Annotated in this window: 12 protein-coding genes; 8 read left to right on the forward strand and 4 right to left on the reverse strand. The window is 59.5% G+C overall.

Going from position 1 to position 12272, the window contains the following annotated elements:
• The first annotated feature begins 416 nt into the window (after positions 1-416).
• The 6 genes from E4631_RS21945 to E4631_RS27090 all read left to right on the forward strand — a co-directional run bounded on the left by E4631_RS21945 (position 417) and on the right by E4631_RS27090 (position 4301).
• Positions 417-1064: a YceI family protein gene (locus E4631_RS21945; RefSeq protein ID WP_133659075.1), complete on the forward strand. Its 648-nt coding sequence runs from the start codon at positions 417-419 to the stop codon at positions 1062-1064.
• Between the two features lie 146 nt (positions 1065-1210).
• Positions 1211-2083, forward strand: a complete 873-nt coding sequence (locus E4631_RS21950) for a pirin family protein (RefSeq protein ID WP_133659074.1) — start codon at positions 1211-1213, stop codon at positions 2081-2083.
• A gap of 494 nt (positions 2084-2577) precedes the next feature.
• Positions 2578-3102 (forward strand): cupin domain-containing protein, encoded by a 525-nt coding sequence (locus E4631_RS21955; RefSeq protein WP_133659073.1) that lies wholly within the window; start codon positions 2578-2580, stop codon positions 3100-3102.
• Between the two features lie 261 nt (positions 3103-3363).
• Positions 3364-3675: an SDR family NAD(P)-dependent oxidoreductase gene (locus tag E4631_RS26840; protein ID WP_133659072.1), complete on the forward strand. Its 312-nt coding sequence runs from the start codon at positions 3364-3366 to the stop codon at positions 3673-3675.
• Between the two features lie 56 nt (positions 3676-3731).
• Positions 3732-4112, forward strand: a complete 381-nt coding sequence (locus E4631_RS26845; protein ID WP_133659071.1) for an SDR family NAD(P)-dependent oxidoreductase — start codon at positions 3732-3734, stop codon at positions 4110-4112.
• A gap of 51 nt (positions 4113-4163) precedes the next feature.
• On the forward strand, positions 4164-4301 hold the full coding sequence (locus E4631_RS27090; protein WP_205704291.1) for a glutaminase: 138 nt from the start codon (positions 4164-4166) through the stop codon (positions 4299-4301).
• Here the strand turns inward: E4631_RS27090 and E4631_RS21975 are convergent.
• From E4631_RS21975 to E4631_RS21985, 3 genes are read right to left on the reverse strand one after another with little or no spacing between them, the layout of a single operon-like run.
• Complete coding sequence (locus E4631_RS21975) at positions 4277-4876, reverse strand: HlyD family secretion protein (protein WP_135318638.1); 600 nt, start codon at positions 4874-4876, stop codon at positions 4277-4279. The two genes, E4631_RS27090 and E4631_RS21975, sit on opposite strands and share 25 nt — an antisense overlap.
• A 46-nt stretch (positions 4877-4922) precedes the next feature.
• Positions 4923-8465, reverse strand: coding sequence for a hypothetical protein (locus E4631_RS21980; protein ID WP_133659069.1), 3543 nt, complete (start codon positions 8463-8465; stop codon positions 4923-4925).
• Between the two features lie 46 nt (positions 8466-8511).
• Positions 8512-9450, reverse strand: a complete 939-nt coding sequence (locus E4631_RS21985) for an adenylate/guanylate cyclase domain-containing protein (protein WP_166648202.1) — start codon at positions 9448-9450, stop codon at positions 8512-8514.
• Positions 9451-9746: 296 nt separating this feature from the next.
• Between E4631_RS21985 and E4631_RS21990 the strand changes: the two genes are divergently transcribed.
• Positions 9747-10505, forward strand: coding sequence for an SDR family oxidoreductase (locus tag E4631_RS21990; RefSeq protein ID WP_133659067.1), 759 nt, complete (start codon positions 9747-9749; stop codon positions 10503-10505).
• Positions 10506-10815: 310 nt separating this feature from the next.
• Positions 10816-11373, forward strand: a complete 558-nt coding sequence (locus tag E4631_RS21995; RefSeq protein WP_240735160.1) for a nuclear transport factor 2 family protein — start codon at positions 10816-10818, stop codon at positions 11371-11373.
• Positions 11374-12083: 710 nt separating this feature from the next.
• Here E4631_RS21995 and E4631_RS26315 read toward each other — a convergent pair.
• The coding region (locus E4631_RS26315; RefSeq protein ID WP_205704292.1) for a hypothetical protein at positions 12084-12272 on the reverse strand (189 nt) is incomplete at its 5' end.

Consider the following 12272-nt stretch of genomic DNA (forward strand, 5'->3'; position numbering starts at 1 on the left):
CCTTGGCTGGTGGGTTGACCAGCTCGCCCAGCTACTCGACAACCTAACCGGTATAGCAGGCTTCCTCAGTTGCGTAGTGTGGGGCATTATGCTCCTTTACCGGGCCGAATCAGTGCTCCTCTGCCTCACGAAAAAGCTTATCGCCAGGACCAAGGCGTGGGCACTGGGCCACTCCGAACAGCAACTCCCCCACGGCTGCCCTTGCTAAAGCACGCGTGCCGGCAGCCACCGGCACCAGGGCGTGATTACCGGCACCAGCCAACCGCGAAAACCAGCGGCGCTGGCTACCCCTGGCGCGAAACAATGCTGGGCAAATAGTTGATAACCGGAATATTAATCATGCGCCTCCCCCTTTTAGTTGACTTTTTTTAACCCCGGTTGCACCTCAAGGCTGCAACCACCATTCCCTTGTTACAATGAAAAAGACCCTGTTTTCCCTGCTCTTTGCTACCACGCTGCTGGCAGCCCCCACGTACGCCGCAGCTCCCGGCGCTCCTGCTCCCCGTGCTGCTGCCTCCAAAGCGGCGACACCTTACAAGCTGCAGCCCCAGCTGAGCACCCTCGGTTGGGATGCCAAAGCTGTTACCCATGGCCACAACGGCACGGTGCAGTTCAGTAGCGGCGAGTTGCTCGTAACGGGTAATCAGCTAGTGGGCGGCACCGTGACGGTGAACATGAAAACGATTAAAACCACTGACATCACCGATGCGGAAACCATGGGCAAGTTCATGGGCCACCTCACGTCGGACGACTTCTTTGCCCCCGCTAAATACCCCACGGCTAGCTTCAAAATCACGAAGGTGACGCCCATTAAGGGTGCAGCGGCCACGGCCAACAATGCCACCATCACGGGCGAGCTGACCATTAAAGGCATTACCAAGCCGCTGAGCTTCCCGGCCAAAGTAGGCGTGAAAAACGGCGTGGCCGCCGCTACGGGTACGGCCACGGTCAACCGCACGCAGTACGACATCAAGTACGGCTCGAAGTCCTTCTTCGACAACATCGGCGACAAAGCCATCTACGACGATTTCACGCTCAGCTTCAACGTACTAGCTAAGCAGTAAGCGCTTAGCCCCCCCCCCGCGACTTACTTAATACCTGGGGTAGGTTCTGCAGTTGTCCGGGCGAGTGCCCGCCACCGCCCGGACAACTGCTTCCGAACCGGCTATAGCCCCGTTCACCATCTTTCACACAGAAAGGAAAAGTTACCATGGCACGCACAAGAAATGTGGTAAGCACCAGTACCCCGGCAGGGCACACTGGCTTTATGGGCCCCGAGCATACGGCCCGCGCCGTGATAGGCGACAACTACCCGCAAAGCGACCCGTTCATTCTTCTCATGGATGACTGGTTGGATAAGAAGGACACTACGCCGGTGGGTGGACCTCATCCGCATGCCGGCTTCGAAACCGTTACGCTCTTGCTGGAGGGCGAAATCGGCGATGGCGCCCGTCGAATGCAGCGCGGCGACTTTCAACTGATGACAGCCGGTAGTGGCATTATCCATACCGAAACGATTGATAGGATAGCGAGAGTGCGTTTCTTACAGCTGTGGGTGAATCTGCCAAAGAAAGACCGCTGGGTACTGCCCCGCGTGCAGGACCTACCGCTGGAGCATGTGCCTACCTCCCACGAAAACGGTGTCGCCATACGGCTGTACAGCGGCACGTTGGCTGGCTTGGTTTCTCCCGTCAAAAACTACGCTCCCATCATCATCGCCGACATCAGCCTCGAAGCTGGCGTGACGACTACGCTGCAACTGCCTGCCAATTTTAACACCCTGCTGTACGTGCTACAGGGTAGCTTCGAAGCCGGGCAAAATGAAAAAATCTTACGGCAGGACCAGCTGGGCTGGCTGGATTTAACGGCGGCGGACGAGCTAAGTGACTTGCCAGTAACTGCTGGTAACCAGGGCGCTCGCTTTATACTGTATGCCGGCAAGCCGACCGGTGAAAGCATCATCGCGCACGGCCCCTTCATTGGGGATACCTCCGCCGACATTAACCGCTTATTTCAAGACTACCGGCAGGGCAAGCTGCAACACATTGCCACGGTGCCAGAAACCCAACGAATAGCGCTGTAAGAAAATAAACGCGCGGCGGGGCCCTGCTTTGCGCGGGCAGCGGTCCAGCCAGCCGCTGCCCTGCCGGGGTACCACCCACACCTGGTTCGGGACCGTGGGGGCGGGCTGGCCTTATAAGCAGTTCGGCGCGGCGTACTTGGGACTGATGCCTAATAGCCGGGCGGCCCTCACGTGCTGCGGCTCTCGCTGGCAAGGTGCAACGCTTCGGCTTATAAGGCTGCGCCGTACTTACCCCGTTTGTTGGGCTAAAGAGCCTTTCGACCTCACGACAAGGCTGGGCGTACCGCCTGCCTTGCTTGAGCCGCAACCTAAGTGTGGGTTTGATAAAGCAGAAGGACGTCATGCGTAGCTGGCGTCCGTTGATCGAAGCACGACTTCTCAGGAGCTTTTTCAATAAAAATCACCCCATCCGCTAAGCCCTTCGGCATGTAGCGGCTGAGCCCACATGCGTGGCTTTAACATTCACTTTCCCCAACTTTTTACTTCTTAAACTTATGAGTAATTCCTTGCAGATTCCACCCACGGAGGGCGTACGCAAAGTAGGCCGCGGCGCCGGCGAACATTTCGAGATAGCCAACTCCCGCTTTACCTGGAAAGCAAAGACTGCCGACACGGGGTATAATTTTGCCATCTATGAATTGCCGCTGGAGCCCGGCAAGGGTGTGCCGCTGCACGCGCATCCCTACGCCGAGGTGTTCTACATCCTCGATGGTCAAGTCGATTTCATGCGCTTGGAGCAGGACCAGGTGGAATGGGTGAGCTGCGCGCCGGGCGACACGCTCATCGTGCCACCAAATGCCTTCCATGGCTTTGCCAACCGAACTGAACACCCAGCCCGGTTACTGAGCACGGCCAACGGACTACATCAGGCGTATTTCGATGAGGCCGCCCGCACGGTAGCAGCATCGGACCCGCTGCCCACTGGCGCGCCCGATATGGACGAGCTCATGCGTGCCCTGAGTCTGGCCCCAAAATACAACATGTTTTTTGCGCCGCCAGCTGCTGAAATTGTCGAGTAGCCAGCTAGCAACTACTTTATCGGTAGCTACTTACCGCTAATAGGCTCCGTCTTTAATTTCCACTACGCGTCAGTTGTAGGAGCAGGTGGGTGCGCTGAAAGAGCGGTAGGCCCAGTTGATTCAGCCCCGCAGCAAGTTTACGTCCGTCCTATTGGACGCCGGCTGTTCGGAAATATTTCTCACCCCCTCTCAGCCACTAGCCTGGGGTGCTAGTGGCTAAGAGGGGGTGAGAAAATTAGGCTTATACCATTTAAAAATCTCATGGACTTTACAAATAAAACCGTGCTGCTCACCGGGGGCGGCACCGGGATTGGCTTTGCCTTGGCGCAGCTACTGGTGCAGCGCCGCAATCGGGTTATCATCATCGGTCGCCGGCTGGAAAAGCTACAGGAAGCTCAACGGCTAGTGCCTGCTTTACAGGTGTTTCAATGCAACGTAGCCCAGCCGGCAGCCATCGACGCGCTGTTTGCTACCCTGCACGCGCAGGGCGTCGTGCTCAATGCGCTGGTTAATAATGCGGCCGTGCTGGAGATGTGGGACATTCTGAAGCAGCCTATATTTCCAATCGCCTGAGCATCAACTTAGCTGGCCCTATCTGCCTGACGCAATGATTCATCCGGCAGGCCGACTTGAAACGGAAAAACTACATTATTAACGTTACGACAGAAGCCGCCATCATGCCGGTGCCCATTCTGCCGTTGTATTCCGCGTCCAAAACGGGCCTGAGTGTGTTCACGCAGAGCCTGCGGGTGCAACTCAGCAACCAGCCGTTTGTGGTGATGCCGCCGCCCGTGGAAAGCCGCATGACAATGCAAGACTTGCGCAACTCGGGCCCCTTAGTGCTGGCCGCCGATTTTGCCGCCGGGCTGTTAAAAAGAATAGAGGCCGGCAAGCTCTACTACGCCCCCGGCGCTAACGCCTGGCAGTTGCGCCTGATTCGCCGCCTAGCCCCCAATGTGGGCCTGCACTTGGTAGATAAGTTAAGCCGCCAGCAGCTACACGCCGTGTAGCCGAGAGCCCATCATCTGGTATGATTAAGCTACCTGCAAGAAGAGGGGGCCGTGGCTGACAATATTTCGCAGTTGGCTAAGGTCAACTCCGACCAGTTTGCCGTGGCTATCTGCACCGTGGATGGGCAACGCTTTGCGCCAAGCGACAGCACAGCAACGTGCGCTTATGGCTGCAATATTCTTACCTGAACCTGAGCTTGAGGGGACAATGGCTCATAGCCAATGGTCAGCAAGCGCAAGTCGAGCAGGCGCGCGGCACTATTAGGCTGAATGCCGACTACTACCCCAGTCACGACCTGATTTGGATACTGTAAGCTTTGCACCTGCACTTGCTGACCCACCGCCAGTGTGTTACTAGCTGAACTGGTGAGCAGCCGCAGGCGAAAAGGCGCGACTTCGGTAAAGAAGTAAACCGGCTCAGCTCCCGAGCTATTATTATGGGCCGTGTCGGCAAGTTGTGTAATGATGCCTGCTGCCGGAGCCGTTAGAAAGGTATAGTCGTAGTACTTCAGTAAGAGCTCCCCTTTACGCACGTGCTGACCATCTCCCACATACAGATGCTTAATGGGACCGTGCCGGTACCGGGCCAGGGGAAACGAATAGGTGGTTGTCACGGTGCCAACTCCTACTAGCACCCCTGGTGCCGGTTGAGTTGCAGCAGGAGGAACGGCCGCGCTGACCGTCCTAGTTATCCACTGGCCCCGCCAATAGAAAAGACCTGCACCGGCCACGAGGGCAAGCAGGAGCAGCGAGGACAGTTTCATGAGGAGGTGAAGAGTAGCAACGGGTCAACTGAGCTGGTGGCCCGCCTTAGAAAAAGAAACCTAGGCGGACGAGCGGTAAGCGGCCTTCAGGCGAGATGCCGTACATAGCAGCCAGTACTACCTGCGGCGTGGGGGCCAGCCACAGGCCAGGGCCGTAGCCCTGGTGCCAGGTGCCGGACGTTTCGCCCGGTACCCACACGCGGCCCACGTCATGGAAGCCAAGGATGCCCAGCGTGGCCGGCACCAAGTAGCTACGAAAACGGGCGATTTGCAACCGCACCTCCGTGTTGTTGTAAGCGCTTTGGCGGCCAGCAAAGCGGGTACGGCCGAAGCCACGCAGGTTGGAAAGGCCTCCGAGGGTAGCGGCTTGAAAAAACTCGTAGTCGTCGTTGAGATTGACGGTGCCGCCAAAGCGGGTGGCCAGCGTGAGGCGCAGCGGAAAGCGGAAGCTGCGGTAGAGGGCGAGCGACGCCGTGAGCTGGGCCAGCGGCCGGGCACTACTGGTAAGGGGGCGCAGGGCCGACAACTCGGCTTGGCCAGCCGCGCCCTGGGGCAGTTCGGCCCGCGCGTGCAGCCCCGCTAGCTCGTAGCCCACGCGCGCGCCTACGTACTGCTTGGCCTGGAACAGCGTAGCGGGGTGCAACCGCTCGTCTGGATTTTGGGCGAGGATGCGGCCGGGCTGCTCCTCGACGTCAACGCCCTGGTACAGCAGGCCGCCAACTACCGTGCTGTGGGCGCTTAGCCGGCGCAGCAGCAGGGCGGACAAGGCGAGGTTGCGGAAGCGCACGCGGTAGTAGGCGGCGCTGGTGGGCTCGTCGGGCACCAGCTGGGTTTCATTGCCTAGGCCGTAGAAGTTGCGCACGTAGTTCGGCGCCTGCACGGCGGCGCGCACCTGCAAGTCGAACGGGCCCACTACCTGCGCAAAATTGCCTTCGTAGCCGAAGCTGAAGGCCCCGGTGCGCAGGGCCGCGTTGGCCGTGAGCTGGTGGGTAGCCGCCCAAGGCAGCTTGCGAAAACCGGGCCGCTTGAGGAGCAGCCCCAGGCCGACGAATAGCCCATCGTCCACATTGTAGCTCCACGGATAGAGGGGCCCGGCAAAGGCGTACTGGAACGCTTGGCGGTCGTACTGATTTACCCTGGGCTGGAAGCTGAGACGGGTTTTGGTGTCGGGCCCGCGGGCGACTACGGTCAAGCCTGTGGGGGTATCATAGGCTGTGACGCGCCGCCGACCGCTGCGCACGCGGGAGTTATCGCGCAGCGTATCCGCTCCTTCCCCCCCCACCACGCGCACCACCGGCCCGTGCCGCACCTCGCCGTGCAGCGCGAATACATCGGCCCCACCCTGCCCATATAGGCGAATTTCCTGTGTTTCGTCCGTCTGGAACGTGCGCTGGTAGCGCACGGCGCCGCGCTGCCCCGTCTGGGATAGGGTATACACCGTCACTTGCGTGCGGGCATCGTCCTGGCGGAGCACTTCAAACTCCTCGGTGCCCTCGCTGCCTACCACGTCCACCGCGTGGGCCAGGAAGCGGTAGTACTGGTCGGCCCACGCGGGCAGACGCGCCCGGTGCGCTTGCAGCTTGGCTAGCACCGTGGGGCCCGATAGGCGGTAGATGGAATCGGGCCACTGGCGCAGCCCGGCCGCGAATACGCTGTCGGTAAGGCTGGCCTGTACCGAGTCGGCCAGGGCCCGCCAATCGGCGCGGCTAAGCTGGGTCAGAAAGGAATGGTCGAAGTAGCGCGCATTAAAGTTGAAGCTGTTGACATTCTGAAAGTCTAGGTCAAAGCCCTGAATACGGGGCAGTAGGTACTCGGCGCGGGCGCGGTGCGGCAAAAAGCCTTCGTTGACGAACAGCGCCTGGTCTCGGTCGCGCGGAACCGCCCGGAAAGTGCGCCCGCCGCCCGGCCGGGGGTAGGCCAGCCAGCGCCACTGGTCGTCGTGGCGGTCCCAGTCCGCGAGCACCAGGTCCAGCAGGCGCGCGCGCAGCACGGCCCGTTGGTCGACGCGGTTGCGTGGGTCAGCTTGCAACTGCGCGAGCACGTCGGCGGTGCCGTACTTTTTGCGCTCGGGCTCGCCCGAAAAGCTGCGGGGCGGAGCCGGGTCGCGGGCTTCGAGCAGCGCGAGCGAGCCGGCAAACTCGCGGCGATAAATGCCTAAGCGGGGGTCGTCGGGCACCAGCACGACTTGCGGATTCGTGTGCCCTACCCCCGCGGCTTCGGCCAAGGGCGGCACCAGCAGCGCGGCATAGGGATGCGCGGCTGAAATCTGGTCCTGCACAATGGCGGCGGCCAGCGTATGGCGTAAAAAGTCGGGCACTGCGCCCGCGGTGTTCTTCTCAATCGAGCGCAGTACAAATTCCTGGCCGCTGGCCGCGCGCAGGCGCAGCGACTGCGTTTGCAGGCCTCCCCCCCGCTTGAGGGGAGTCAGGCCGCCCTGCGCGGTGCTTAAATCCAGCACCGGCACGGCAATAGGCTGCTGCCACTCCCGGCGGTAGTTGGCCCCTTGGAGCCACTGGCGAAACCGACCGGCCCGGTAGTGGGTGCTGGCGGGCACCACTGCTACCATAGGCGGCTGCGCGGCAGTGTGGGCGCGGGCAAACGTGTCAGCCACTGGCACCGGAGTGAGGTCGGGGGTCAGCCATTGCCGTTCGGCTACCACCGATTGGCCTTCGGGGTGTTGGGCATCGGGCACCCAGTAGGTGGCCCGTACCTGGCCATCAAGGGCATACTCCAGGCGAGTAAAACCCTGATAAGCCGCCCTGGCGGGCGTCGCCAACACATCGGCGAGTGGGGCGTGCGGAGCCGATGGGCCGCTGCTGATGTAGTGCAGCGCATGCTCTTCGTCGTAGCGGGCGTGGCGGGCGCCCTGGGCACTCACATACGTCAGGCCGGGATACTTTTCCAGGATGCTACGCAGGGAGGTGCGCAGCAGTTCGTAGCGCGGATTGGGTAAGAGCGGCAGCCGTCGGTGAGCCAGTGCCAGCGCTTGCTGGCCCACCAGCAGCACGTGGCGGCCCTGGTTGCGGCGCAGCACATCATTGAGCTGGGTGAGCACGAGCGCCGGGTCCTGGGTGGTGCAGCTGCCGGGCTGGTCGGCGGGAGCGGGTGCCCGTAGCCACCAGGCCGTGTTCAGGACTACCAGGGTATGCTGCCCATCGAGTCGCAACTCCACCGGGTCGGGACAGCGGCCGTCGGGCACCAGCCCATCGGGGCGGCCAGCGGGGGTAGCTAGGAGTTGGGCTACCGGTGCATCACCTTCCCGCCCGTCGGCCCCGCTGGGTACGACAACCAGCCGCCCAGGAAAGGCGTGCAACTGCGCCAGCAGGGCCGCCGAGGCTTCGCCCTTGCCCCCACTAGCTAGCAAAAGCGTGCCCAGGTGGTCGTCCAGCAGCACTAGCGTGCTACGGCCGTTAAGGGGGGCGGCCTGGGCCGCTACTGCCCGTAACGTTTGCAGCAGTTCAATTGGCCCCCGGCTGCGGCCCCCGACCACGAACACGGTGCTAACCGGTAAAGGCTGCGCCGCCACCGGCCAGCAAGTGAGCAGCCCGGCAAGCAGCAGCAGGGCCTGCAGAAAGTAAGGGTGCCTCATGTACTTCCTAGATTAAGTTTTTGAATGGATGGCCATTACCTGCTACTCATTGGCCCTTATGCACTGGCTCATTCTCTGACTCGGGAGCCACTTCATAGAGGCGATGCAAGCCTTTTTTACCTTTAAGCGGCGCCAGGAAGCCCTGCCGCACCACTAGGCTTGGACCGGCTGCTTCCACCACGGCCTCAGACACCAGAAAGTAGGTGCCGTACTCCTTATTGGCGCTTTCGATGCGGGACGCCACGTTCACCGTGTCGCCGATGGTCGCCAGCTTGCGGAAACCACTGCCGCCGATGTGGCCCACCACCGCTTCGCCGTAGTGCAGCCCGATGCGCACGTGGAAGGCGCAGTCGTACATCTGCTCCAGGTACGGGTTGAGCTGCGCCACGCCGCGTTGCATGGCCCGGCCGGCCGCCAGCGCATCGAGTACGGCCGTGGCGGGGTGGCTCAAGCCGAATACCACCATGAGCCCGTCGCCGATAAAATCGCTGATGTAGCCATTGTGAGCGGCCACAATTTCGCTCATGACCTCGAAGTAGCGATTTAGCAGGTGAACGACATCGTAGGGCGGCAACTGGTCGGCTAGCACAGTATAGTCCTGTATATCAGAAAACAAGACGGCTACCTGTTGCAGCTGACCGAGCTGTTGGCCGGGGTTTTGGAGTTCCTGCGCGGTAAGTTCCAGGTCGAGGGTGTCAAGGATGGGCCGCGAGAACCGCACATCGCCGCCTGCCACGGTAGTCTGGCAAGCCAGGCGCACAGGCGGGGGCAGGCGCAGGCGGTCGGCCAGGGCCTGCTCCGAGGCATTGCGGGGCGAGCAATAAGCCAGCCCTTCCAGCACCTGCACCCGGCACGTCGAGCAGATGGCCTGGCCGCCGCAGGCGTGCGCGTGGGGCACGCCCTGCCGCAGCGTGGCCGCTAGCAGCGTTTCCCCGGGAGCAATGGTAAGCGCACGGTCGTCGGGCAAGGCGTATAACTGAGGCATAGTAGGCATTGGCTGTTGAGTTGTTCCACCAGCAAAGGTGCCAGGTCAGTCGTGCGCATGCATTGACAAAAGGCAAGAAATACGAAGAGAAGTGAGCAGTAAGTCAATAAACTAAGCGGATTCAGCGGGTAGTTGTCAGCGCGTTTTTTTGACAAATATCAAAGGAGCCACGGGGTACGGGGTGGGACCTTTGTGCAGTTAGCAGAGGCCAGCCAAGCGGCTGTTTCCGCTCTCTCTAAACTGGCGAAAATCGCCACGCTGATTTACCAACCGAACCCATTTTTTCGCTCCCTATTATGAGTAACAACCTGAAATTAGCCGGTAAAGTAGCCCTCATTACGGGCGGTACCGCCGGCATTGGCTTGGGCGCAGCCCAGCGCTTTGTGGCCGAAGGAGCCTACGTCTTCATCACCGGCCGTCGGCAAGCAGAACTCGACGCCGCCGTGCAGCAGCTCGGCGCCAACGCCCGCGGCATCCGCAGCGACGTGACCAGTCAAGCCGACCTGGACCAGCTTTTTGCCACCATCCAGGCCGAAAAGGGCCAATTGGATGTCCTGTTCACGAACGCGGGGGGCGGCGAGTTTATTCCCCTGGGTAGCATCACGGAAGCGCACTTCGACAACACTTTCAGCCTGAACGTAAAAGCCACGCTCTTCACGGTGCAAAAGGCCCTGCCCTTGCTGCGCGATGGCGCCTCGGTTATCCTGATGTCGTCCACGGCCGGCTCGCAGGGCGTAGCCAATTTCAGCGTGTATAGCGCCTCCAAGGCCGCCGTGCGTTCCTTCGCGCGCACCTGGACGGCGGACCTAAAAGACCGCAAAATCCGGGTAAACGCTCTCAGCCCTGGCCCTATCGACACCCCCGGCCTCAGCGGCCTCGCCGCCGATGCTGCCCAGGCCGAGCAAATCAAGCACTACTTGGCCAGCACCGTGCCCCTGGGCCGCCTGGGCACGCCGGATGAAATCGGGAAGGCCCTGGTGTTCCTGGCTTCCGACGACAGCAGCTTCGTCACCGGTACCGAGCTGTTTGTGGATGGGGGTTCTGCGCAGGTGTAACGCTGCTATGTCCGGCTAAGCTGCCCATGTTGCTGGCGGCGTGCGGGGACACGGGCACCGGGATTAACCGCGAGTTCGCGACGCTGGCTGCCCACGTCCCCGCAAGAGATAGGGACTAGCAAAAAAGCGGAAAAGACCGGTGCTGGGGTGCGTGCACCGGGCCCTGTTACCTCTTCGTTGCAACTCGACGTCACGAGGGAATAAGGACCGATAAGCCTCCTGTTTGTCGGTCGATTAGGCGCAGGGCCAGCGGGACACTCTGGTCAACCACGCCGGCATTCTATAAAGCCTACTTTCTATCAGAAAATAGATGAAACGTTCAGATTTCCTTAGACAAGGTTTAGGTGTGCTGGGCATCGCGGCACTAGCACCTTATGCATTTGAAATAAATACAGCTGCCGCACAATCCATTCACCCAAAAAAGAGCAAAACCATGAGCGCTACAAAAACAGCCAAAGAATTACTGTTAAGTTATCTTGGAGGCATCCATGACTCGGATAAGGCAATTGAACTGTTTGCGGATGATGCCACTATTGAGATGCCCTACCTCGCTAGTTTAGGGTTGCCTTGGCAATGGCAAGGAAAAGAAACCATTCGCAAATTTTTGGCGAATTTGCCGAAAACTTTCCCTGGGTTTGGATTCAGCAATATTAAAATTCATATCGACACTCCCGACCAGGTTTTTGGAGAATACGATGCCCATTGCCAAGTGGCATCCACCAACCGGGCTTACAATCAGACTTACATGGGACGTCTGGTAGCGGAGAACGGAAAAATTAAGTTGCTGCGTGAGGCATTAGACATGGCCCAAGTAGCAAAAAGCATGTTTCCGAACGGTATAGCTGATTTGGGGGAGAAAAAGGATTAGACTAATAAGATAAATTTATATATTTATTTTATTAGTCTCGCTGGCTCCGTTGATGACATCGATAGACATGCTTAATAAGCAGTATGCGGAGTGAAGTGGACCTCGGCTTGGGTAGATAGCTCCTGCTAGTTCTTCTTCAAGTCAGTAGACTTGTTCCCGAATAAGAAATGGCTGAAATTTTTCGCCACTTTGGGTCACTGGGTAGTCTTTTTTGCTTGGCCAAGCCCGTATCCTTGGGTTCTATAGGCAACTTTCATTTTCGACTCCAAATACGGCTTGGAAAATGCGCGATTTCTTATTGAGGAACAAGTCTAGTATGTAGTGGCCCTTACGCTCCCGCAGGCAAGCGTCTGGTACTGGCTGACAGCCCAACACAACCACACTCACTACCCTGCCGGCCACATCCCCAGAAGCCGGCAGGGTTCGGCCGGGACTTACCTATCCTTTGGGGCAGGCCTAGAAAACCAGTAGTTGCACACAGGTAGTTGCACACAGGAGCACAACAGACGAGTAGGAGCACGAGGGCTCTCATGGAAGCAAAGTACTACTGGCCGCAGGTGCACCGATAAACCTAGTGTATTCAGCCAAACGGCCGTTTTAGTGAACAACCTGTACATCTATAAAAGCGCCAATTGCTTGATGCGCCTACTCAACCTTGTGATGCTAATAGATTGATTATTAGCAGCAATTAGTCCAATAAGGGCCCCCGCTTACCGCTCCCCCAGCACCTGCGAAAAACTGGTCCGATACGTCTCGCCCACCGGAATAACGGTATTGAGCAAGTACACGCGCTGGCGCTCAATATACTCGTCGCGAATAGGATTGCGAGAGAAGTCAGCTAAAAGTACTAAACTTGTTTGATGAACATAAGCTTGACACCGGCAGAGCGGGCGCAGTTG

The sequence above is a fragment of the Hymenobacter sp. UV11 genome (assembly GCF_004684095.1).
Classification (GTDB): Bacteria; Bacteroidota; Bacteroidia; order Cytophagales; family Hymenobacteraceae; genus Hymenobacter.

Excerpts from the sequence above, each read along its gene's own strand:
- E4631_RS21945 (WP_133659075.1), top strand. The coding sequence starts at position 417 with ATGAAAAAGACCCTGTTTTCCCTGCTCTTTGCTACCACGCTGCTGGCA.
- E4631_RS21950 (WP_133659074.1), top strand. The coding sequence starts at position 1,211 with ATGGCACGCACAAGAAATGTGGTAAGCACCAGTACCCCGGCAGGGCAC.
- E4631_RS21955 (WP_133659073.1), top strand. The coding sequence starts at position 2,578 with ATGAGTAATTCCTTGCAGATTCCACCCACGGAGGGCGTACGCAAAGTA.
- E4631_RS26840 (WP_133659072.1), top strand. The coding sequence starts at position 3,364 with ATGGACTTTACAAATAAAACCGTGCTGCTCACCGGGGGCGGCACCGGG.
- E4631_RS21975 (WP_135318638.1), bottom strand. The coding sequence starts at position 4,876 with ATGAAACTGTCCTCGCTGCTCCTGCTTGCCCTCGTGGCCGGTGCAGGT.
- E4631_RS21980 (WP_133659069.1), bottom strand. The coding sequence starts at position 8,465 with ATGAGGCACCCTTACTTTCTGCAGGCCCTGCTGCTGCTTGCCGGGCTG.
- E4631_RS21985 (WP_166648202.1), bottom strand. The coding sequence starts at position 9,450 with ATGCCTCAGTTATACGCCTTGCCCGACGACCGTGCGCTTACCATTGCT.
- E4631_RS21990 (WP_133659067.1), top strand. The coding sequence starts at position 9,747 with ATGAGTAACAACCTGAAATTAGCCGGTAAAGTAGCCCTCATTACGGGC.
- E4631_RS21995 (WP_240735160.1), top strand. The coding sequence starts at position 10,816 with ATGAAACGTTCAGATTTCCTTAGACAAGGTTTAGGTGTGCTGGGCATC.